Genomic DNA, 22,396 nt, shown 5'->3' on the forward strand with positions numbered 1-22,396 from the left:
AACTATGGATTTAAAAGGAAAACCAATCGAAATGGAAAGCTTGATTGAATATCAGGAAGGCTCTGTTGTGAGCATGGAAATTATCAAAAAGGAACTTGGTACTGTAACTGTATTTGCATTTGACAAAGGACAAGGATTAAGTGAACATAGCGCTCCTTTTGATGCTATGGTTCAAATAATCGATGGTGAAGCGGAAATCACATTGGCTGGAGAACCTCACACAGTCAAGAAAGGTGAATTCCTAATCATGCCTGCAAATGTCCCACATGCCTTGCAAGCAGTTAACGAACCATATAAAATGGTTTTAACCATGATTAAATCAGATTAGATTTAATCAATTTTTTCTTTTTTTCAAGATTTATTCTTATCTTTTATCTCAACTCTTTTTAATTACTATTTTTAAACTATTTTAAATTAAATTTAATAAAGATTAATTACTAATAAATAATTAGTAAAATCTTTAAATCATTGATTTTAAATTTAAAAAATTATTTTAACTAATTTACAATTTTTTAACGGATGATAATTATGAACAGTGATAAAGTAAAGGCAGGAGTCCAAAGAGCACCGCACAGATCTCTTTTACGTGCTTGTGGATTGAAGGATGATGATTTTGAAAAACCATTCATTGGTATTGCAAACAGTTATACAGACATTGTACCTGGTCATATTCACTTAAGGGAATTAGTGGAATATGTAAAGGAAGGTATTAGAGCAGCTGGAGGAATTCCATTTGAATTCGATACCATGGCTATCTGTGACGGTATTGCAATGAACCACGACGGTATGAAATATTCACTCGCTTCTCGTGAAATTGTTGTAAACACTGTAGAGAGCATGGCCATGGGGCATTGCTTTGACGGTCTTGTAATGATACCAAGCTGTGATAAGGTTGTTCCGGGTATGTTAATGGCTGCTGCAAGGCTTGATGTTCCATCCATCTTTGTAACTGGCGGACCAATGGAACCAGGAAAATATAATGATAAGAATGCAGATTTGATCACTGTATTTGAGGCGGTTGGTGAATTGTCCTCTGGAAAGATTACTGAAGAGGAACTATATGAATTGGAATGTTGCGCATGTCCTGGAGCTGGAAGCTGTTCTGGATTATTCACTGCAAACACTATGGCATGTATCACTGAAACTCTTGGTATGAGCTTGCCTACTTGCGCTACAGCTCTTGCATTAAGTGATAAGAAAAAGGAATTGGCTGTAGCTAGCGGTAAAAGAATTGTGGAAATGGTAAAAGAAGGCTTAAAGCCATCTGACATCATGACCCAAGCGGCATTTGAAAACGCTATTGCAATGGATATGGCTCTTGGTGGATCAAGTAACACAGCATTGCATATTCCAGCTATTGCATATGAACTTGAAGAGAAAGGAGTTCATGCAGACTTGGACTTATTTGATGAAATCAGTGATAAGGTTGCTCATATTGCCCTCTTATCCCCTGCAGGTGAAGATACCATGGCAGATTTGCATGCTGATGGAGGAATTCCTGCAGTATTGAAAACAATAGAGTCTAAATTAGACACTTCAGTCATGACCTGTACTGGAAAAACCTTAAAAGAAAACTTGAAAGATGCAAAAGTCACTGGAAATGGTGTCATTCACACACTTGATGATCCTATTCACGAAGCTGGGGGACTTACTGTACTTAAAGGAAATCTCGCTCCAAATGGTTCAATTGTAAAATCTGCTGCTGTACCTGAAGACATGATGCAACTAAAAGGACCTGCTAAAGTCTATAATAGTGAAGAAGATGCAGTTGAAGCTATTTTCAATCATGAGCTTAAGGAAGGAGACATTCTTGTAATCAGATGTGAAGGTCCAAAAGGAGGTCCTGGAATGAGAGAAATGCTTAACCCAACTTCCGCTATCATGGGAATGGGCATCAAGAATGTAGGTCTCATTACAGACGGTCGTTTCTCTGGAGGGACCAGAGGTCCTTGCATAGGTCACGTATCTCCTGAAGCGATGAGTGGTGGACCAATTGCAGCATTGAAGGATGGAGACATAATTGAAATAGACATCACAAACGGTAACTTGAATGTTGAATTGTCTGATGAGGAAATCAAGGAAAGAATTGCAAATGCAGATTTACCTGAGAAAAAGGTCAAAGGATGGTTAAACATCTACAGACGTTCAGTCTCCTCTGCAGATGAAGGAGCTATTTTAAGATAGCTTTTTTCTTTTTATTTTCTCTTTATTTTTTTTATAAAATTTTAATTTATTCGTATATTATAGAAAAGTAAATGGAGTTAATAATGAAATATTTCATACTTTAAAAATGCATTAAGGGGTTAATCAATGAAATATAGAAAATTAGGAAAAACAGGGCTTAAGGTAAGTGAAATAGGTTTTGGTGCTGAATGGCTTCAAGGCAAAACATTGGAGGAATCAAGGGAATTGATCGATTATTGTCACAGCGAAGGCGTAAACTTCCTTGACTGTTGGATGAGTGAACCTAATGTAAGGACCAATATTGGGATAGCCATTAAGGACACAAGGAAAGATTGGATCATCCAAGGCCATTTCGGTTCCACTTGGCAAGATGGCCAATATGTTCGTACACGTGAAATGGATAAGGTCATTCCAGCGTTTGAAGACTTTATGGAACGTTTTCAAATAGATTACCTTGATTTCGGTATGATTCATTATGTTGATGAGGTAGAGGATTTTGAGAACATAATGAACGGTGAATTCATCAAGTATGTGAGACAGCAAAAGGAAGACGGTGTAATAAAACATATTGGAATAAGCACCCACAGCCCTACCGTTGCGCTTTTAGCTACTGAAGTTGAGGATATAGAGCTCATCATGTTCAGCATAAATCCTGCATTTGACATGTTGGCATCCATTAATGACATAGCTGTTTACATTGAGGATGATACCTATAAAAACAAGGAATTGGAGGGTCTTGCACCTGAAAGAGCGGAATTATATCAAGTTTGTAAGGAAAAGGACATTCCTCTTGTAGTTATGAAAGGATATGCTGGAGGCAGATTGCTTAGAGATGAGGATTCTCCATTTGGTGTAGCGCTCACACCTATACAATGTATTGATTATTGTCTTAGCCGGCCTGCAGTTGCATCAATAATGGTTGGTGCAAATGATGTCAAGGAAATGGAAGATGCAATTGCATATGAAACTGCAAGTCATAAGGGAAAGGATTATGCCTCAGTTCTCGTGAATGCACCTAAAAACTCTTATGAAGGCCAATGCACTTATTGCGGCCACTGTGCACCATGCACTGAAAACATCAATATCGCAATGGTGAACAAGTTCTATGACCTTGCAAGGCATCATGATGAAGTTCCACAATCCATCAAGGCTCATTATAATGATTTAGCCTACAATGCTTCTGATTGCATTGCCTGTGGAAACTGCGAAGAAAGATGCCCATTCAATGTGGGTATTGTTGAAATAATGGATAATGCTAAGGAATTGTTCCAATAATGATTTGAATTAATTAAATAAAGTTTCTTATTTGTGAAATCTAAGAAATTAAGGGAGTTTTATGTATGGCTGAGAAAAGATTCTTAAGAGATGACATTTTATTTTCACTATGTGGTCTCAATTGTAGCTTATGTCCTATGTTCATTCGTGGGGGATGTACAGGTTGTCGTGAAGGCAGTTCCTGTTACAAGATATGTGAATTTGCTCCCTGTAGCATCGAGCATGGAAACTTGGATTACTGTTTTGAATGTGAAGAGTACCCTTGTCGAAAGTATGATGGGGTTGATTTGCATGACTCTCTTATTTCTCATTTGAATCAGAAAAAGGATATGGAGAAAGCAAAAAGGATAGGGATTGAAAACTATCATAAAGAGCAAATTGAAAAGAATGCAATTCTCAATAAGCTATTGAAAGAGTATGATATTGGCCATAGGGATGTGTTTTTTCTGCCTTGCAGTTAATTTGCTTGAAGTGGATGATTTAAATGTTGTATTAAATCAATCAGATGAATTGACTGAAGGTATGGATTTATCCGATAAATCAGATTCAATGAAAGGTCTTTTAAATGATATTGCAGAAAAGAGAAATATCGTGCTTAAATTACGTAAATAATTTTTTCTATTTTTTTATTTTTCAATAGTTATTTTTTAATAACTATTTTTATTTATCTCTATTTTTAATTAAATTTAAATATTTTAGATTATATACTATTCATATTATAATAGTATTAAAAATTTTTCGATTGAAAAGGAAATTTTTAATTTTTATAATTATCTTAATAATTAAAATATGAAAAGGTGTTATTTTGGATATAAATTTAAAAGAAATAGCAGTTTATATTGTCCTTATCATTTTTGTTCTTATTGCTGCACAACACTTGAATGTGGTTGTATCCGGCAGTATGGAACCTGTTATGTATAGGGGAGATATTGTAGTGCTTGAAAAAGCAAACTTACTCGGATTGCAGGAGTTCAATCCTGCTGAAGTTGAAGTTGGAGACATTGTAGTCTACAATGCAGCTTGGCATGAGGGACCTGTTATTCACAGAGTGATTGAAAAAGGCCAAATAAATGGCACTACAGTCTTTAAGATAAAAGGGGATAATAATGATGTTGCCGATCCTTATTGGGTAACTGAAGGTCAAATTACCTCTAGGGTTTTAACTTTTAATGGTCAACCTGTAATTATTCCTAAAATAGGATACCTCTCCATATGGATAAGAGGACTTTAATATTTCATGATTAATTATATTGGGTATATGGCAATTTAAATAATAGTTTCATATCTTAAATCAATTTTAATTAATCGTTATTTTTATTATTTTAATAATAATTTTTTATAGAAAATGGATTTAGTTTTTGTCTATCTTGAAAGTTATTTTATAAGGTTTTAATGGAATCCATTTTCAATTAATTGAAAACTTATATTTATCGGTGTTTATATGTACTTTAAAATAAAATCTGAAGCTCAAGAAGCTTTAAAAAAAGCAGTTGATCAATTTGACTGTGATTTTGAAGATGAAATTAAATTGGAGTTTCCACCTAATCCAGAGTTAGGTGATTTAGCCAGTACAGTTTCATTCCAATTGGCTAAACATTTAAGAAAGGCTCCAAATTTAATTGCTCCTGAAGTTATAGAAAAAATAGAACTTCCTGAAATATTTGCAAAAGTGGAAGCTACCGGCCCTTATGTTAACTTCTTCATCAATCACGATATCTTTGCAAAGCAATTGTTGGATTCTGTAGATGATGATTACGGTGCACTTCCAAAAGTTGATGAAAAGATCATTTTGGAACACACTTCAGCTAACCCTAATGGGCCATTGCATATTGGCCACATCAGAAACTCTGTTTTAGGGGACTCACTCAGAAGACTTTTAACCACTGCAGGTAGAGAAGTGGATACCCAATACTATGTAAACGATATGGGAAGACAATTGGCTATGATTGTTTTCGGTATGGAAGAGCTTGGATTGAAACTTGAAGATCAGCCAGCTGAAAAAATCGACCACAAGGTTGGTGAATTATACTTTAAAGTCAATCAAATGCTCCAAGAGGATGAGTCCTTAGGTGAAGGCGTAGATGCAACAATCAGAAAATATGAAGGCGGTCCATCTGAACTTGACGAAAAGTTCGAATATGCTGTAAACAGCTGTCTTGATGGGGTAAAGGAAACCTTGAAGAGAATGAATGTAAAGCATGATGCATTCGTTTGGGAAGGTCAATTCGTAAGGACAGGCATCGTTGACAAGATCACCAATGAATTGTATGAAATAGGATATGCAAGAAAAGAGGATGTTTTGTACTTGGATTTAACTGAGTATGGTATTGACAAGCATCTTGTCTTAAGAAGAGCTGATGGAACAAGTTTATATTCTACAAGAGACATTGCATACCACATTTACAAATGCAAGAAATGCGATAAGGTATTGGATATCTTCGGTTCTGACCATAAGTTAGCTGCAAGGCAAGTGGAACTTGCTCTTGAAATACTCGAAGAGATTGAACCTAACAGTGACAAGATGGAAGTCATCTTCTATGAATTCATTACCTTGCCTGAAGGTTCCATGTCTACAAGAAGAGGAGTATTCATATCTGTTGATGAATTGATGGATGAAGCTGTAAAGAGAGCTAAGGAAGAAATTGTATCAAGAAGACCAGATCTCGATGAGGAAACCATTGATGAGATTGCTGAAGAGATTGGTATCGGTGCAATCAGATATTACATTGCAAGATTATCCCCAGAGAAACACATCACTTTCAAATGGGATGAGGCTTTAAGCTTTGAAAGAGGTTGTGCTTCAATTCAATACGCTCATGCAAGAGCTTGCAAATTACTTAGAAAAGCTCAAGAAGAAAAAGGCATTGATTTAGCAAGTCTCCAAGCTGAAGAAAACTGGTCATTGGATGACAATGAGAAAGAATTGGTAAAATTGATTGCTAAATTCCCTAGCTTGATTGAAGATTCAGCTAGCATAAAAAGAGTTCATCCAATTGCTCAATACTGCCAAGATTTAGCTGGTGCATTTAACAGATTCTATAAATCAGAACAAGTTATCGGTTCTGATGTGGAAAGTGCAAGATTGATTTTAGTTGAAAAGGCTAGAATCACCTTAAGAAATGCATTGGATATCTTAGGAGTTAATGCTCCTGAGTTAATGTAGCCAAACTTTTCCAAGTCTTCGACTCGCAAAAGTTTGATCAAAATTTTTTCCTATAGTTGGGAGTGATATGCTCTTCAACTACTTTTTTTATTAATTTTCAAAAATAGATTTAATTTATATTTTTTATATTTTTATGATGATGTTGGATTTTAAGCTATTTTTGCGAGTGGTGCATCATCTAAGGATTTTATCCAATTGATTACAGTTCTGGTTATTGGATATACAATGATTTCATAAATTATTTTAAATGCCCCTTGGCAGATTATCATTGTAATTAAAACCTCATTAGGCATTAATCCTGCAAATGCAATTGTAATGAAGATTATTGCATCCAATCCTTCACCGAACAATGTGCTTATTGAACATCTTGCAAATAAGTAATCTGTGTATTTTTCCTTTAGTATTTTCATAAAATAAGCGTTTACGTAAGACCCTACAAGATATGATATTAAACTGGCAATCAATATCCTTGGAGTGCTTCCCAAAATAATGCTGAATGCATTTGAAGTCGCAAGATCTGTTCCCGGTAAAAATATTGCTATCTGATATGCTATGGTAGCTATTAAATTTATTATAAAACCTAAATAAATGGTTCTTTTTGCAAGTGTAAATCCATAGATTTCAGTTAGCACATCTCCAACAATATATACAAGTGGGAATATGACAACGCCGCATGGCAATATTATATCATATAATGAAAATGTTTTTGAAGCAAGAATATTTGAAATTATAAGGCATCCGCAAAATAATGCAGTGATTATTGGATATAATTCCATTTGGCTTGGCTTATTTTTCAAAAAACTCACATTACCACCCATATTTAAAATATAATTTTGCCAAAAATTTGATAATATTATATCAATTTCTCTACTCTTTCTTTCGCTTCCACTACTTCAGAGTCAGTGTTGTCGAATTCAAGGAATTTTTCATAGTTTTTCAAAGCGCTTTCATATTTCTCCCTGTCCTCTTGGATTATTCCAATCTCATAATAGGAGTAGTGATAGTTTGGATTGATTCCAAGTGCAAGAGAGAATGCTTCAAGAGCTTCGTCATCTTCCTCTAAGGCATGCAATGCAACACCTTTGTTGTGGTATGCATTTTCCAATTCGAAAATTGTTTCGTATGGGTTGTCGCTGTATCTTTCAATGCATTTATCTAAGGTTTGAACAGCTTCCTTATGCTTTTGAAGCTTGATTAAACAGCTTCCTTTTAAAAATAGAATGTTTGAATTGTTTTTGTCAGATTTGAGAGCCTTATTATAGGTTTGTAAAGCGTCATCAAATCTTTGATGATTTTCAAGGACGTATCCTTTACTCATTAAATCGTAAATTCCACTTACTTCCACATCCATAACAATGTCATAAACCTTGGAAGCCTCTTCGTAATTTTCCATAAGTTCGTAAGTGTTTCCTTTTGAAATTAATGCAGAAAGGTTATTCGGATCTAATTCCAATGCATTATTGAAACAGTCTAAAGCATCTTCAAATTGCTCGGTAATAGTCAAGACAGTTCCTTTTTGAATGAATTCCTGAGCAGTTGTAGGCTCAATATCCAACATTGCGTTCATGTCATCAATGACTCTTTGCTCATCGATTTCCATACTGTTTCCAGGCTTGATGATGTCTTCGTCACTTAATGCATGAGATTCGTTTTCAGCTATTTCCTCATTTTCAGCCATCAATGTTTGGAATTCTATAGAGTTCATTAATATGTTTGCCACTTCAGGATACTCTTCAATGATGATATCCATGTATCTTGCTGCCTCTTCCCTATTGTTTTCTTGGAGTGCAATTGTAATTTTGTTCACTAAGTGTTCTAATGCAGGGTCATTAAAGTCCATGTTTCCACCCTTTTCCTAAATACTATAATTAAATTGTTTTTTGAAAATTTTTTAAATGATTATGGAGTCGTCAAATTGTCTAATCAGATGTTTTATTCCTAAATCAGATTGATTATTGGTTTTGCAATTCTTTCAAGAAGTAGTACAATACTCCTTTTTGTGCATGCATTCTGTTTTCAGCTTGGTCATACACTACAGAGTGAGGGCCGTCAATCACTTCAGCGCTTACCTCTTCTCCCCTGATTGCAGGCAAGCAGTGCATGAAGATCACATCATCATCTGCTAAATCGATAAGTTCCTGATTTACTTGATATTCCTTAAAGTCAGCTCTTCTTTTTTCAGCTTCAGCTTCATCTCCCATACTTACCCAAACGTCAGTATAGATAACATCTGCGCCGCTTACAGCAGCTTTCACATCACTTGTGATTGTGATTGTGGAATTGTTTGCTTTTGCATATTCTTCTGCTTTAGCTACAATTTCTGCATTTGGCTTGTATTCATCTGGACAAGCGACAGCCATGTCCATTCCTAAGCATCCGCAAATCAATAAAAGTGAGTTGCATACATTGTTTCCATCACCTACATAAACGAATTTTCCATCAAATCCACCTTTGTGTTCCTTGACAGTCAACATGTCTGCCAAAGCTTGACAAGGGTGTTCAAGATTGGTTAAACCGTTAATAATTGGAACATCTGCTTCATCCCTAAGTTCGATGACATCATCGTGTTCAATAGCTCTAATCATGATTGCATCAACGAATCTGGATAGTACTTTTGCAGTATCCTTGATAGGTTCTCCTCTTCCCAATTGGATATCGTTAGTGGAAAGGAACAATGCAGTTCCACCTAACTCATACATTCCAACTTCAAAGGAAACTCTTGTTCTAGTAGATGATTTTTGGAAAATCATTGCTAACTTTTGATCTTTTAGAGGCTTTTCCTCCATTTTACCTTCTTTGAAGTCACTTGCAATATCTAAGATTCTAGTGACCTCATCTTCAATATCACTTACTGATAATAGACTTCTCATTTAGACTCCTTCATAAAAATTATTTAAATCTTAAAAATTCACTAAAAAATTAATAGCACATTGGCTTTATGTTAATTTTCAGTATAATAAAATTAAATATTTATTTTTAATAATATTAAAACTTATCACTTTAAAGCGTATGCTTTTTATAAAATACTAAAAAAATAGCTGGAAATAAGGGTAAAAAATTAATGATTACACTCATTAAAAATAGATTAAAGTATTTTCTGACAATCACATTAAAAGTCAGAAAGTGTTCTTTGCTTCAAATCAGCTTCACGATGTGGTTTTATGTTTTCCTCTCTTGCTAATTTAACAAGTCGTCTTTGATATATCAAAGCTTTCTTGAACTGATTCTTGTCATTCAAATATGAAATGATTTCTTTAAGGCCTTGTATTTCTTCCTCAATGCTGTATTCTTTAGCAAATTCTGTCTTATCCTCTGTTTCTAGAATGTCCTCATCATCCTTCTCTATAGGGTTGATTATTTCTCCTAAAGTAACTACACTTTTCTCTTCAATCTCAGATATTTCATTTGAAATTTCTCCATATTCTTCCTCTTTTCTAATTTCAGGTAATGATTCATCAATTCTATCTTCAGTTGAATCCAATTCGCCATCTTCTTTTTTAGGTTCAAGGAATTGTCTCAATTTAGATTTGATTGCATCGAGATTGAAATTGGAACTTGCTATTTGCTCTCTAGGATTTTCTAGAATGAGTTCAAGGTATTGATAGGATGTTTTAGAAACGTTTTCCACAAAGTTCTTTAACTCTTGAGGCACCTTGTTTTCAATGAACTCATCATCATTCTTTATGCTTTCATAATTGTCCTTGACCATTTCATTCAAGACCAAAATGGTTTCCAGATTATCAATCAACAATCCACCAGCAAGATAAGATTTTACGATGCCTTCATTTGCCAAGTTTTGGGTTTTGAGTTCAAGATAATTGTCAAGAGTATTGTAGATTTTCAAAAGCTCTATCTCTTGGCCTTCTTCTAAAAAATGAGTTAACTTGATTTTGTATTCATTTATCAATCCTACAAAATTATTGTTATTGTAATATTCAACAAGGAGATCTATTTTCAATAAAATCAGGGTTTCAGCGATAGTGCTGTCTAAATATTCGTCACAAAGCTTCAATGCCTTTTGGTATTTTCCTTGTCTTTCTAATTTCTTTACCTTTTTCAAGGTTGCATTTATAGACTTTGCTGATTTAGACATAAAAATCACCGAATTAATTGTTTTAAATATTTATAATCTAAAGTTATATCTAGTATTAGTTGTTAATTAGTTAATGAATAACTAATTAACCTTTAGCTATCAATCTAAAACAGATTAAAAGCTTATTCGTTTCTGATTGCTTCCATATGATCGATACGTTTTTGGATTAAAGCTGCAGTTCCAACGTCTCTTCTATGGTAAACATTTCCTTTAACTATATTACAAGCTTCTTCAGCTATTTTTTCAGCTTCAGCAATGGTTTCTCCTTGAGCAACAATTCCTAAAGCTCTTGAACCTGAAAGATGGATTCCATCTTCCTCTTGGCTTACAGCTGCATAGAAGACTTTTGCACCGAGCGCTTCAATAGCTTCCTCATCCACTTCAATGAGCTCTCCTGCATGAGGAGTGTCTGGATATCCGTCAGGTACTATGTATTTGCACACAGAAGCCAAGTCTTCAAATTCAACTTCGCTGAGATTTCCTGCAACGATGTCCTTACAGATGTCAAGCATTGAAGTTTTTAAAAGTGGAAGAACGTTCATTGCTTCAGGGTCACCGAATCTTGCGTTGTATTCAATTAATTTAGGGCCTTCATTTGATAACATGAATTGACCGTAAAGAATTCCTTTGTAAGGAGTGGTTTCCTTAGCTATTGCCTTTAAGGTCTCTTTCATGATGTCAACAGCTTCATCATAATCCTCTTGAGTCATGAATGGCAACAATCCTCCAACATCAGAGTATGAACCCATTCCACCAGTGATCAATCCTTGGTCATTTTCAAAAGCATGAGGGTGGTCTTGAGCTGCAGGCATTGGAGCTAAGTTTTCTCCATCACAGAATGCTTGGATGGTGAACTCCTCTCCAACAACTTTCTCTTCAATGATCACTTGTGCAAATCCTCCCATTGCATTATCCATAACTTCCTTTGCATAAGCTTTTGCATCTTGATTATCTTTAAGGTGGTCACCTACGATTTTTACACCTTTACCACCAGTCAATCCTACAGGTTTCACTACAACGTCCTTTTCATATTCATCAAGGAAAGCACTGATGTCTTCATAGTTATCAAATACCTTGTAGGTCAATGATCCTTTGATTTGGTATTTTTCAAAGAGGTTTCTCATAAATGATTTGTCAGTTTCAATTCTTGCAGATTCTTGTGCTGGTCCAACACAAGGGACTCCAACCGCTTCAAGAGCATTTACAATTCCTTTTCCAAGAGGAGCTTCAGGTCCGATTACAGCCAATTCGATTCCATTTTCCTTTGCGAATTTAGCCACTTCATCAACTTCTCCTTCATCTCCTTTCTTAAAAGTGGATATTTTACTGATTCCAGGATTGTTCTTGCTCATGTAAGCATATAATTCTACATCATCTTTTATCAATGCATCACAGATTGCATGTTCTCTTGCACCGGTTCCAACAACTAATACTTTCATTTTTAATCTCCATTCAAGAGTTTTGAGTTTAAATTTCAGATTAATTTTTCATGTCAATAAAAAAATTAAAATCCTTATTATTATGTTTTATGTTTTTATTAGTATATATTTTTTAAAAAACATATGTTAATATTTATATCTATCTTAGGATATATATTATTATATTACAAATTATTGAATAAGATTTTTTGAAAATTTCTTGTTTTTTCAAAACAGGATTTCAAAAATTAAAATCATGATTATTGAATTTATTAAATGAAAAGGATGGTTGAAAATGAGAGGCGGAGACGCTATTATTAAAGCTTTAATGGATAAAGGTGTTGACACCATTTTCGGTTACCCTGGAGGTACCGTAATTCCATTTTATGACATGCTATATGATTCAGACTTAAGGCATATACTTGTTAGACATGAACAATGTGCAGCACATGCTGCAGAAGGTTATGCAAGAGCTTCTGGTAAAGTTGGTGTCTGTTTAGCTACTTCCGGGCCGGGTGCAACCAATTTGGTCACTGGTATTGCAAATGCATATATGGATTCATCTCCACTTATTGCAATTACTGGACAGGTTGTAAGTAATTTAATCGGTAATGATGCATTCCAGGAAGTAGACATTATGGGTATTACAATGCCTATCACTAAACATTCCTATCAGCCAAAAGACGCAAACGATATTCCAAGCATCATCAATACCAGTTTGGAAATAGCTTCAACTGGCAGATGCGGACCTGTATTAATTGATGTTCCTAAGGAAGTGCAAGAGCAAGAATTGGATGATTACGTATTGGGAACAATTCCAACTCCTGGTTATAAACCTACTGTGAAAGGTAATTCTAAACAAATTGCAAAAGCTGCTAAAATGCTTCTTGAAGCAGATAAGCCATTCATTTTAGCAGGTGGAGGTACCATATTATCAGGTGCTGATGAGGAAGTCAAGAAACTTGCTGAATTGATCAATGCTCCTATAGCAACCACATTAATGGGTAAAGGCATTGTTGATGAGAAGGATGACTTGTCCATGGGAATGTTGGGTATGCATGGAAAGCAAGTGGCTAACCAAAATATCAATAAAACAGATTGCCTTCTTGCAATTGGTTGCAGATTCTCTGACAGAACTACCGGTAAACTGGATGAGTTCATACCTAACGCTAAGGTTATCCACATTGACATTGATCCAGCAGAGATTGGTAAGAATGTTGCTGTAGACTTGCCTATTGTAGGTGATGCAAAGATTGTATTAAATCAATTGATTAAAGAGCTTGAAGCAAAACCAAGCGATAAGAATGCTTGGTTAAATTCTATTGTAGAATTCAAGAAATCTACAATACCAAGAGTAAGTTATGATGATATTCCATTAAAACCTCAACAGGTAATCAAGGAAATTGCAAACTCAATCACTGAAGATACCATTGTAACAACTGATGTAGGTCTTCACCAAATGTGGGCAGCACATTTCTTGGACATTTCAAAACCTCGCAAGTTCATATCTTCAGGTGGTCTTGGAACTATGGGATTCGGTTTCCCAGCAGCTATTGGTGCAAAGGTTGCATGTCCTGATGATGCAGTGCTTGCAATTGTAGGTGATGGAGGATTCCTTATGGTTTCCCAAGAATTGGCTACAATCAAGGAGTATGACATTCCTGTAGTTATCGCTATGTTAAACAACAGAAAATTAGGAATGGTTTACCAATGGCAAAACAAGATGTACAATCAAAGATACTCCCAAACCGATATGGGAAGCACTCCTGATTTTGTTAAATTAGCTGAAAGTTATGGTATCAATGCAGTACGGGTTGAAGAAGTTGACAAGACTCAAGAGGTCTTATCCAAAGCATTGAAAGATAATGAAGCTATTTTAGTAGACATTACTGTTGAGAAGAATGAGTTCATTCCAATGTTCCCACCAGGTGGAGGCATAAATGACCTTCTTGGTGAGTATAAATATGAAAGTGATGTTGATTATTTAGATGATGAAGAGCTTTCTAAAGATTCTCAATATGCAGAAGGAGGAAAATAGAATGAGCGAAAAATCTCATGTTATCAGCACTTTAGTTGAACACAAGCCAGGCGTACTTCAAAATGTTGCAGGATTATTGAATAGACGTGGATTCAATATTGACAGCATTACTGTAGGAACATCTGAAGTTGAAGGCTTGGCTAGAATGGTTTTCGTTGTAAAAGGTGATGAAAAGGTCTTGGAACAGGTCATCAAGCAATTGCACAAGCTTGTTGATGTTGTCAAAATCAAGGATCTTGACCCTGATTATGTTTTAAAAAGAGAGCTTTGTTTAGTTAAAGTTAAGACAACTAGGGAAAGATCAAGGTCTGAGATTATAGAGTATGCAGATATTTTCAAGGCAAAAATCATTGATGTATGTGATGATTTCATTACAATGGAAGTTACAGGCAATCCTGAAAAGATTGATTCCTTCTTAAGATTGCTTAAGCCATTCGGAATCAAGAAAATAGCTCGTACTGGACCTACTGCTATTGCAAGAGGTCATCACTAATGCCCAAGCGTTTTAGCCTTCGGCTAAAAACCTTGGCCAAAAAATAGTTTAATAGTTGGAGTAAATGCTCCGAACTACTTTTTTTATTTTTTTAAAATTAAATCAATAATTTTTAAAAATTATTTTATTTTCTATGTTTTTAATGATCTTTTGAAATTATTTTTATTTTAAAACTAGTTTTAGATTATTTTTTAGTTTTTTTTATAAGTTTTTCAAGAATGGGAATAAATAAACAGTTTGGAAGAGAGCAAACTATTTATTATAACTATTGTGTTTCTATGCTTCCGTATCTATCTTCACATATTCCTTTAAACTTGTGGATAAAGAATTTGGCCCAGATGTATCCAACAGTTCCCCCAACGAAACATCCGAATACAACACCTGCATATATTCCAATTAGCCCCCATCCAAATATGAAACAGAATATGTAAGCGAATACAGTTTCGGCTATAAGTGACCTAAGCACGGTAATGATAAAGGAGTATATTCCTTTTCCCACTCCTTGAAACATCATTGAAGACATTATACCGTGAGGAATGGCAAGCACAAATAGGCTTAAAACGCTTATTGCAGTTGCTATCTGTGGTGCAAGGGCCGCACTTGCAGATGTGTAACTGAAAGCCCCTGCTATTTGATTGGAGAATAATACCATGATAGCCCCAAGTGCAATTGATATGGCAAATCCTATTTTTATTGAGTAGCTATGTCCTGTCTTTAGGTTTTCATAATTGTGGGCACCATAAGCCACTCCAGTTACTGTAAGCACAGCTGTACCAATACCTATCAATGGAATCATGGTTAGTTGCACAATTCTCATGGATGCTGTATAAACTGCCACAGCACTTGTTCCTGCTACAATCACGAGCATGGAATTGATTATTATTGCAAGAGCTGAAAAGATCACGTTTTCAAGTGTGGATGGAATTGCTACCTGAAGGGAGTCTAAAATAATTTTAGTGCTATAATGAAAGTTTTTAGGGCTTAAATCAAGGAATAAATCTTTTTTACCCCATATCCAATAACTCATAACTAATACTGATATTGTACATGATATTATGGTTGCCCATGCAGCTCCGGTTATTCCAAAATTCAGATAGTAAATGAATATTGGATCCAATATTATATTTAATATGGCTGTTACAGCAATTGCTATGGTTGCTCTTCTCATATCCCCTTCGGACCGGAATATTGCAGATTCCACTCCAGAAAAAACGAATATGAAAAGGAATCCGAATATGATGTACCCATAATCAAGAGCATATTGAATTGAATCTCCTGCTCCCATAAGTTCGAGAATAGGCACCATTGCACCAATCATGATGAATGTGAATATTGCACTTACAATAATTGACAGTAAAATTGCATGAAGGCCTGCATTGTTTGCCTCGGAAAAGTCATTTGCACCAATGTAACGTGCAATGAGTGAATTGGCACCGGCCCCTATACCGTTTCCAAGTCCTACAAGTATGGTGAATAGAGGAGTAATAAATCCTATTGCTGCCAATGCGTCTGCACCAAGGCCTGCAACCCATATGCTGTCTGCTATGTTATACATCATGATTAAAAGCATTGAGATCATCATGGGGACACTTAGCTTTCTTATAGCCCTTTTAGGGTCCCCAGTAATCATTTTAATATTATCATTCTTTTCTACATTTTCTGACATAATGTTCCCCTTACAAATTTTTATATCTTCTTATTTTCTAATTCTATTTATTCTTAATGATCTTTAATTTTTATGTAGTTATTAATTCACTGATTAGAGATATTTCAACTCTTTTGGCTTACTTGCTGTTTTTTATTTCCATATTCAAAGATATTGTTTTTATAGCAGTATCCTTCAAAAACTCTTGCAATACCCTTTTTTCTTCATCATCCACTTCCTTGAATATCTCATTTTCCCAATCATCTAGAATTTTCAATGATTCTTCAATCACATATTCTCCTTTTGAGGTTAAAGAAATTTTATTTTGACGTCTGTTGTTTTCATCAATTTCCTTTACAATAAGTTCCTTGTCTTCTAATTTTCTTAAGGATCTTGCTACGGAACCTTTATCGACATTGCATCTTTTAGCTATTTCGTCTTGGTTTATTCCGTTGGAGCATTTTATTTCAAATAGTGTATGTAATTGTGAAGCGTTTATGTTCAAATCTTCTAGGCGGTGATTCAAATAAAAGATATGGCCTCTTGCAATTATTGTAATGAGCTTTCCAAGTGGAAATTCCAACGCATTCTTTTCTTTAAATTTTTCCAAAGACATATTCTCTCCCAATTCCTTTTGAGAATCATTTATCTTTTTTTTCTGTTTTTTAATAGGTTTTTTAATATTAAAATCAATAAGCATTTTTATATTATGGATTTCATGGTATATAAACTGTTGCATTAACAACAATTGTATATGCAATAGTTAAATTATTTAAGTTAAATAATTCTTTAATTTCATTAATGATTTCCTTCAATTCCCATTATTTCTAAAATCTTCATTGAAAAACTCTTATAAAATTCCAATTTAATAAGTTTTATAAACTATTAAATTAAATATATTAATGTTATATTTAATACTAAAATTAGTAAATATTTCAATAAACTAATTTCTCTATTGAATATATTGATTTATTGTTTTAAAATTACGATAAATCATTGCTATTAATTTTATAAAATTATTAAAAAACTTATAGGAGTCTTAAAAATGAAAATGTATTATGATGACGATGTTGACGCAGAAGTCGTTGCAGACAAAACCATTGCTGTAATCGGTTACGGAAGTCAAGGACGTGGTCAATCTAGAAACATGGCTGACAGTGGATTAAATGTAATTGTCGGTCTTAGAGAAGGAGGTTCATCCTGGCAAAAAGCTGTTGATGATGGAATGAATGTAAAAACTATTGAAGAAGCTGCTGAAGCTGCAGACATTATTCACATCTTATTACCAGATGAAACCCAAGAAAAAGTTTACAAAGAACAAATCGCTCCTTATGTTGAAGCTGGAAACACTATTTCATTCTCTCACGGTTACAACATTCACTTTGGATTAATCCAACCTGGAGAAGACGTAAACATTGTAATGTTTGCACCTAAAGGGCCTGGATCTAGAGTAAGAACCACCTACTTAGACGGTTTCGGTATTCCTGGTTTAGTAGCTATTGAACAAGATGCTACCGGTGACGCATTGCAAATTGCATTAGGTATGGCAAAAGCTGTTGGTCTTACCAGAGCAGGTGTAATTGAAACCACCTTCCAAGAAGAAACTGAAACTGACTTGTTCGGTGAACAAGCGGTATTATGCGGTGGACTCAGTGCACTTATAAAAGCAGGATTTGAAACTTTAGTGGAAGCAGGTTACCAACCTGAAATCGCTTACTTTGAAACCTGTCATGAAGTAAAACTCATTGTAGATGACATCTACGAAAACGGTATGGCTGGAATGTGGCATGATGTAAGTAACACTGCTGAATACGGTGGATTAACCAGAGGTGACAGAATTATCACTGATGCTACTAAAGCTGAAATGAAAGCAATCTTAACTGAAATCCAAGATGGAACATTCAAAAAACAATTTGAGGATGAAAACGCAACTGATGCAGCAAACTTAAAAGAAATGAGAGCTGCTGAAGAAAGAGAAGACATCGAAGTTGTCGGTAAAAGATTAAGAATTGCTTGTGGATTACAAAAAGAAGACGAATAATTTCTCTTCTTTATTTTTTTCTTTTTAACTACTTTTAACTATTTTTATTATTTTTACAATATTTTTATCTATTTTTGATTGTTTTCAAACTTTTAAAAACTTCCTGCTTTTTAAATATTTATATAAAAGTTTTTAAACTATGCCAAATATATCTAAATTAACTAAAGATTAGTCTAGATTTTTTTAATTTAATTCTAAATTTGTGATTAAAATGGTATATGTAGGTATGGATCATGGAACTACCGGTATTTCATTTGCTATAATGAATGAGAGCCAAGTTCTTGATGTTTTTAAGATATCTCGTGAAGATAGTAAGGCTGGAAAAGTGTCAGCTATTGAAGAATTGTCCAAGCGTGTAGATTTGGATGATATTGAATTAATGATTATCACTTATGCAATGGGAGATGGAATCAGCACCATTCTTCCAATGGAAAGGGTTGAAAACAGAGGAATCCTTTCAATTGGAGGTGCAGGTAAGGTAACTGGTGGAGGAACATCCGTGTATTCAGAAATTGAAAATGCCAATTTGCCTGTATTGATGATTCCAGGAATCCATAAGAATTGCGAGTGGCTAGGCCCATTATTCAGAGCAGCCTATTCCCATCATGCAAGCCCTGAAAAAATAAGCATTGTCTACAACGCTTATCTTGAAACCAATTGGGAAAACATGATTGTAGCAGACATCAGTTCCAATAGTGTTGACTTGCTTGTTGAGGATGGCATAATCAAGGGAGCTATTGATGCATGTTGCGGTGCTATGGGAGTTGTTCATGGACCTCTCGATTTAGAAATGATTAGAGATATTGATGATGGAAAACGCACTGCAAACGAATGCTTCTCACACGCTGGCGCTATAAAGATAGCTGGAATTGACAATAAGGTTGCTTTCATGAAGGATGAGCTTTTAAACAATTACAGAAATGGTGATGAGAAAGCAAAGCTTGCTATTGACACCATGATAATGACTGTAGCTATGGAGATTGCAGGATTGATTGCAGTAAGCAAAAATGAGATTGAGGGAATTGTTCTTACAGGGTCCATGGGTTCAATGAAAGATCCTGTAGATTTTGAAAAAGAGTTGAACAAGTACTTCAAGAACAAGTACCAAACCAAGATCATTTCAAGTGAATCCGGAGCTATTGGTGCAGCACAAATAGCAAGGGATATTGCTCATGGAAAAAGAGAAATCATGGGTATAAAAGTTGAGCTTTAATTGTATACAAATTATATACCATATATTTTTTTTAAATTATTTTTTCCTTATTTTTCAATTTTTCATTTTTTTTTTAAAAAAGAGTTTAAAATTTTTATTTTATTAAAAAACTTATTATTTTCCTTTTTTTATCTAAAATTTTTTCTACAATAGAAAATTAAAAATAGCTATTTTCTAATAAGGATATAATAATTTTTAAAATGAGCATATAATAAAATTTTGAAATAAATAAAAAATAAAAATAGTAAAATTTAGAGAATATTCTCTAACTTTTTTTTTTAAAGTTGATTAAAGTATTAAACTACCAATCAACACTATTATTCCTACAATCCAACAGTAGTATGCGAATATGTCCAAGCTTTTTTCTCTAACGATCTTGAGCAATACGCTTATAGCTAAGTATCCTGAAATAACTGCAACTACAAATCCTGCAATGCAAGCACCTATTTCAACACTTCCTCCGCTTAAATCCTTAAGTTGGAAAACCGCTGCACCTAAGATTGCTGGAATTGATAAGATGAAACTGAATTTTGCAGCAAATTCCTTATCCAATCCTGCAAACAATCCAGTAGCTATTGTAGTACCTGAACGGGAAAGTCCTGGCAATACAGCTAATGCTTGTCCGCATCCTATGATGAGAGCTTCTTTAATGGTAAGGTTTCTAACATCTATTCTGCCGCTGTTCATTCTTTGGGATACATATAAAAGACAACCGGTTACTAAAAGTAGGAATGCAGGTATAGTCAATCCCTGAAACATTGATTCGATTGAATCGTTAAAGAGTGCTCCTACAACACCTACAGGTATGGTAGCCAATATTGTAAGCCAAGACAATTTCTTGTAAGGGTCTTTTTTGATTTCTTCAATGAAATTTCCATTCTTTAAATCAACAAGACTTAATAGGAATCCTTTAATCATATTTACAATATCATTAAAGAAATACACTATTACAGCTACAAGGGTTCCTACATGCATCAATACATCAAAAGCAAGCCCTACATCGCTCACCCCTAGTGCTTGTTGGGCAAAGATCAAATGAGCAGAACTGCTAACAGGCAGAAATTCAGTTAATCCTTGGACAAGTCCAATGATTATTGCTTGAAAAATATCCATTATTTCACCTCGTTTATTTTTTATAGTTTTTTAAATCAGTTAAGTTTTAAGAAGTTTTAAAAAAATTTAATTAACTCATGTCTATTCGACATAAGTTAACCAATTATGAATGTCTTCAGATTTTCCATATACTGCATCGAAGTATTTTTCTTGTAATTCTTTAGTTACAGGGCCTCTTGATCCAATACCAATTTGTCTGTTGTCAATTGCACGGATTGGAGTAACTTCTGCTGCACTTCCAGTGAAGAACACTTCGTCAGCTAAGTATAATCTTTCTCTTGAGATGGTTTCTTCAGAAACTTCATATCCTAAGTCTTTTGCAATGGTCATGATACTGTCTCTGGTAATTCCTCTAAGGATGGAGGAACCTAAATCTGGAGTGATGATTTTACCATTTTCTACGATGAAAATGTTTTCTCCACTACCTTCTGCAACATGTCCGTGATAATCTAATTGAATAGCTTCATCGTATCCATGTTCTCCTGCTTCCAAGTTAGCAAGCTGGGAGTTCATGTAGTTAGCTGCAGCTTTTGCAAGTACAGGTAAGGTACCTGGTGCTGGTTTTCTCCAAGTGGAAATGCCGATGTTTGCACCTTGTTCCATTTCCTCTTCTCCAATGTATGCTCCCCATTCCCATACAGCAATGGTTGTATTTACAGGACAGTTTAATGGGTTTACACCTAATTCACCAAATCCTCTGTAGGTAATTGGTCTGATGTAACAGCTTTTTAAGTTGTTTTCCTTAATGGTTTCTATGATTGCATCACAGATTTCTTCTTGAGTAAATGGAATTTCCATTTTGTAAATTTTAGCGGAATCAAATAATCTTTGTACGTGTTCTTTTAAACGGAATACAGCAGGTCCATTTTCAGTTTCATAACATCTTATACCTTCGAATACTGCAGTCCCATAGTGGACTACGTGGGAGAGAACGCTGATTTTAGCATCTTTTAATGCTACAAATTCTCCATCCATCCAAACTTTTAAATTTTCATCAAATGCCATTTTTTCACCTTTTGTTTTTTAAAAGTATTTATTCAATGTCAAATTTTGTGTTAATGTAGTTAATTTAAGGGATTGTTTTATTTAATCAGCTATTTGGCCGATTAATAGTTTTTAAAAAATAATTCCTTTATTAGTTATTTATTTCTTATATTTTAAATATATTGCTTATTATAAAGATTTTCCATAAGATATTTTTGTTTTTTATTCATTTTTCGCTTATTTTTTCAAAATTCATTAATGATTTTTATTTCAAATCTTTTCCATCGAAAGTTTTAAATAAGATGTTAACAATACTTATTATGTAGTATGGTTCCGTGGTCTAGGGGTATGATATCTCGCTTACAACGAGAGGATCACGAGTTCGAATCTCGTCGGAACCACTCTCCAGCGTTTTGAGTATTACTCAAAACCCTGACCAAAATTTTTTCATTTTTTGAAAAAATTTTCTTTTGACTTTATTTTTTGAATTAATTTTTTTAAAAACTTTAATTCTATTTTTTTGCAATGGTTCCGTGGTCTAGGGGTATGATATCTCGCTTACAACGAGAGGATCACGAGTTCGAATCTCGTCGGAACCACTTATCAACTTTTTTTATTTTGAAGTTTTTTATCATCCATTTCTTTTTAATTAGCTATTTTTAGTTCTCATTCATATGTTCGTTAATGATGGAATAATTATTTTTTTTAAAAAACTTATTTTAAAAATCAGATAAAA

The 22,396-nt window shown here is 34.3% G+C and carries 20 protein-coding genes and 2 tRNA genes; 13 read left to right on the forward strand and 9 right to left on the reverse strand.

Annotation, left to right across the window (positions count from 1 at the left end):
- Window positions 1-4 precede the first annotated feature (4 nt).
- The 7 genes from VW161_RS05100 (at window position 5) to argS (ending at window position 6,622) form a co-directional block, all read left to right on the forward strand.
- Window positions 5-328 carry a cupin domain-containing protein gene (locus VW161_RS05100; protein WP_304087180.1) on the forward strand — a complete coding sequence of 108 codons (324 nt, stop codon included), beginning with the start codon at window positions 5-7 and terminating at the stop codon, window positions 326-328.
- Between the two features lie 200 nt (window positions 329-528).
- Complete coding sequence (gene ilvD, locus VW161_RS05105; protein ID WP_304087182.1) at window positions 529-2,184, forward strand: dihydroxy-acid dehydratase; 1,656 nt, start codon at window positions 529-531, stop codon at window positions 2,182-2,184.
- A 126-nt stretch (window positions 2,185-2,310) separates the two neighbouring features.
- Window positions 2,311-3,459 (forward strand): aldo/keto reductase, encoded by a 1,149-nt coding sequence (locus tag VW161_RS05110; protein WP_325192761.1) that lies wholly within the window; start codon window positions 2,311-2,313, stop codon window positions 3,457-3,459.
- 65 nt (window positions 3,460-3,524) lie between these two features.
- On the forward strand, window positions 3,525-3,920 hold the full coding sequence (locus tag VW161_RS05115) for a DUF3795 domain-containing protein (protein ID WP_304087186.1): 396 nt from the start codon (window positions 3,525-3,527) through the stop codon (window positions 3,918-3,920).
- Window positions 3,895-4,071: a hypothetical protein gene (locus VW161_RS05120; protein WP_304092773.1), complete on the forward strand. Its 177-nt coding sequence runs from the start codon at window positions 3,895-3,897 to the stop codon at window positions 4,069-4,071. Before VW161_RS05115 ends, VW161_RS05120 begins: the two co-directional genes overlap by 26 nt.
- Before the next feature lie 199 nt (window positions 4,072-4,270).
- Window positions 4,271-4,690, forward strand: coding sequence for a signal peptidase I (locus VW161_RS05125; protein WP_439778611.1), 420 nt, complete (start codon window positions 4,271-4,273; stop codon window positions 4,688-4,690).
- Between the two features lie 210 nt (window positions 4,691-4,900).
- Window positions 4,901-6,622, forward strand: a complete 1,722-nt coding sequence (gene argS / locus VW161_RS05130; protein ID WP_304087193.1) for an arginine--tRNA ligase — start codon at window positions 4,901-4,903, stop codon at window positions 6,620-6,622.
- Between the two features lie 149 nt (window positions 6,623-6,771).
- Here the strand turns inward: argS and VW161_RS05135 are convergent, their stop codons facing one another.
- From VW161_RS05135 to purD, 5 genes are all read right to left on the reverse strand, one after another.
- The gene (locus VW161_RS05135) at window positions 6,772-7,428 is read right to left on the reverse strand and encodes a queuosine precursor transporter (RefSeq protein ID WP_304087196.1); all 657 of its coding nucleotides are present in this window, start codon (window positions 7,426-7,428) and stop codon (window positions 6,772-6,774) included.
- 47 nt (window positions 7,429-7,475) lie between these two features.
- Window positions 7,476-8,462, reverse strand: coding sequence for a tetratricopeptide repeat protein (locus VW161_RS05140; RefSeq protein WP_304087198.1), 987 nt, complete (start codon window positions 8,460-8,462; stop codon window positions 7,476-7,478).
- Between the two features lie 112 nt (window positions 8,463-8,574).
- On the reverse strand, window positions 8,575-9,492 hold the full coding sequence (gene argF / locus VW161_RS05145; protein WP_304087200.1) for an ornithine carbamoyltransferase: 918 nt from the start codon (window positions 9,490-9,492) through the stop codon (window positions 8,575-8,577).
- 239 nt (window positions 9,493-9,731) lie between these two features.
- Window positions 9,732-10,715 carry a hypothetical protein gene (locus VW161_RS05150; RefSeq protein WP_304092768.1) on the reverse strand — a complete coding sequence of 328 codons (984 nt, stop codon included), beginning with the start codon at window positions 10,713-10,715 and terminating at the stop codon, window positions 9,732-9,734.
- A 122-nt stretch (window positions 10,716-10,837) separates the two neighbouring features.
- Complete coding sequence (purD, locus tag VW161_RS05155) at window positions 10,838-12,154, reverse strand: phosphoribosylamine--glycine ligase (RefSeq protein WP_304104967.1); 1,317 nt, start codon at window positions 12,152-12,154, stop codon at window positions 10,838-10,840.
- Window positions 12,155-12,428: 274 nt separating this feature from the next.
- Between purD and VW161_RS05160 the strand changes: the two genes are divergently transcribed.
- Window positions 12,429-14,171, forward strand: coding sequence for an acetolactate synthase large subunit (locus VW161_RS05160; RefSeq protein WP_325192763.1), 1,743 nt, complete (start codon window positions 12,429-12,431; stop codon window positions 14,169-14,171).
- 1 nt (window position 14,172) lies between these two features.
- The gene (ilvN, locus tag VW161_RS05165; protein WP_304102464.1) at window positions 14,173-14,664 is read left to right on the forward strand and encodes an acetolactate synthase small subunit; all 492 of its coding nucleotides are present in this window, start codon (window positions 14,173-14,175) and stop codon (window positions 14,662-14,664) included.
- A gap of 265 nt (window positions 14,665-14,929) precedes the next feature.
- Here the strand turns inward: ilvN and VW161_RS05170 are convergent, their stop codons facing one another.
- Together VW161_RS05170 and VW161_RS05175 are read right to left on the reverse strand one after the other, a co-directional pair.
- The gene (locus VW161_RS05170; protein ID WP_304102461.1) at window positions 14,930-16,330 is read right to left on the reverse strand and encodes an MATE family efflux transporter; all 1,401 of its coding nucleotides are present in this window, start codon (window positions 16,328-16,330) and stop codon (window positions 14,930-14,932) included.
- Window positions 16,331-16,448: 118 nt separating this feature from the next.
- The gene (locus tag VW161_RS05175) at window positions 16,449-16,925 is read right to left on the reverse strand and encodes a MarR family winged helix-turn-helix transcriptional regulator (protein ID WP_304087210.1); all 477 of its coding nucleotides are present in this window, start codon (window positions 16,923-16,925) and stop codon (window positions 16,449-16,451) included.
- A gap of 429 nt (window positions 16,926-17,354) precedes the next feature.
- On the opposite strand from VW161_RS05175, the gene ilvC reads away from it, so the two are divergent.
- Both ilvC and VW161_RS05185 read left to right on the forward strand, forming a co-directional pair.
- Window positions 17,355-18,350, forward strand: a complete 996-nt coding sequence (gene ilvC / locus VW161_RS05180; protein WP_304102458.1) for a ketol-acid reductoisomerase — start codon at window positions 17,355-17,357, stop codon at window positions 18,348-18,350.
- Window positions 18,351-18,561: 211 nt separating this feature from the next.
- A complete protein-coding gene (locus tag VW161_RS05185; protein WP_304102456.1) occupies window positions 18,562-19,563 on the forward strand; it encodes a methanogenesis marker 12 protein in 1,002 nt (333 codons plus the stop codon).
- A gap of 288 nt (window positions 19,564-19,851) precedes the next feature.
- Here VW161_RS05185 and VW161_RS05190 read toward each other — a convergent pair whose 3' ends face one another.
- Window positions 19,852-20,676 carry an undecaprenyl-diphosphate phosphatase gene (locus VW161_RS05190; RefSeq protein WP_304087215.1) on the reverse strand — a complete coding sequence of 275 codons (825 nt, stop codon included), beginning with the start codon at window positions 20,674-20,676 and terminating at the stop codon, window positions 19,852-19,854.
- Between the two features lie 81 nt (window positions 20,677-20,757).
- A complete protein-coding gene (locus VW161_RS05195; protein WP_304087217.1) occupies window positions 20,758-21,681 on the reverse strand; it encodes a branched-chain amino acid transaminase in 924 nt (307 codons plus the stop codon).
- 308 nt (window positions 21,682-21,989) lie between these two features.
- On the opposite strand from VW161_RS05195, the gene VW161_RS05200 reads away from it, so the two are divergent.
- Both VW161_RS05200 and VW161_RS05205 read left to right on the forward strand, forming a co-directional pair.
- Window positions 21,990-22,061 (forward strand) — tRNA-Val (locus tag VW161_RS05200).
- A 126-nt stretch (window positions 22,062-22,187) separates the two neighbouring features.
- Window positions 22,188-22,259, forward strand: a tRNA-Val gene (locus VW161_RS05205).
- Window positions 22,260-22,396: the final 137 nt, after the last annotated feature.

The sequence above is a fragment of the Methanobrevibacter ruminantium genome (genome assembly GCF_016294135.1).
Taxonomy (GTDB): Archaea; Methanobacteriota; Methanobacteria; order Methanobacteriales; family Methanobacteriaceae; genus Methanobrevibacter; species Methanobrevibacter ruminantium_A.

Coding starts and splice junctions, on each gene's coding strand:
- VW161_RS05185 (WP_304102456.1), top strand. CDS start 18,562: ATGGTATATGTAGGTATGGATCATGGAACTACCGGTATTTCATTTGCT.
- VW161_RS05175 (WP_304087210.1), bottom strand. CDS start 16,925: ATGTCTTTGGAAAAATTTAAAGAAAAGAATGCGTTGGAATTTCCACTT.
- argF (WP_304087200.1), bottom strand. CDS start 9,492: ATGAGAAGTCTATTATCAGTAAGTGATATTGAAGATGAGGTCACTAGA.
- VW161_RS05110 (WP_325192761.1), top strand. CDS start 2,311: ATGAAATATAGAAAATTAGGAAAAACAGGGCTTAAGGTAAGTGAAATA.
- ilvD (WP_304087182.1), top strand. CDS start 529: ATGAACAGTGATAAAGTAAAGGCAGGAGTCCAAAGAGCACCGCACAGA.
- ilvC (WP_304102458.1), top strand. CDS start 17,355: ATGAAAATGTATTATGATGACGATGTTGACGCAGAAGTCGTTGCAGAC.
- ilvN (WP_304102464.1), top strand. CDS start 14,173: ATGAGCGAAAAATCTCATGTTATCAGCACTTTAGTTGAACACAAGCCA.
- VW161_RS05140 (WP_304087198.1), bottom strand. CDS start 8,462: ATGGACTTTAATGACCCTGCATTAGAACACTTAGTGAACAAAATTACA.
- VW161_RS05115 (WP_304087186.1), top strand. CDS start 3,525: ATGGCTGAGAAAAGATTCTTAAGAGATGACATTTTATTTTCACTATGT.
- purD (WP_304104967.1), bottom strand. CDS start 12,154: ATGAAAGTATTAGTTGTTGGAACCGGTGCAAGAGAACATGCAATCTGT.
- VW161_RS05190 (WP_304087215.1), bottom strand. CDS start 20,676: ATGGATATTTTTCAAGCAATAATCATTGGACTTGTCCAAGGATTAACT.
- VW161_RS05195 (WP_304087217.1), bottom strand. CDS start 21,681: ATGGCATTTGATGAAAATTTAAAAGTTTGGATGGATGGAGAATTTGTA.
- VW161_RS05150 (WP_304092768.1), bottom strand. CDS start 10,715: ATGTCTAAATCAGCAAAGTCTATAAATGCAACCTTGAAAAAGGTAAAG.
- VW161_RS05100 (WP_304087180.1), top strand. CDS start 5: ATGGATTTAAAAGGAAAACCAATCGAAATGGAAAGCTTGATTGAATAT.
- VW161_RS05160 (WP_325192763.1), top strand. CDS start 12,429: ATGAGAGGCGGAGACGCTATTATTAAAGCTTTAATGGATAAAGGTGTT.
- VW161_RS05170 (WP_304102461.1), bottom strand. CDS start 16,330: ATGTCAGAAAATGTAGAAAAGAATGATAATATTAAAATGATTACTGGG.
- argS (WP_304087193.1), top strand. CDS start 4,901: ATGTACTTTAAAATAAAATCTGAAGCTCAAGAAGCTTTAAAAAAAGCA.
- VW161_RS05120 (WP_304092773.1), top strand. CDS start 3,895: ATGTGTTTTTTCTGCCTTGCAGTTAATTTGCTTGAAGTGGATGATTTA.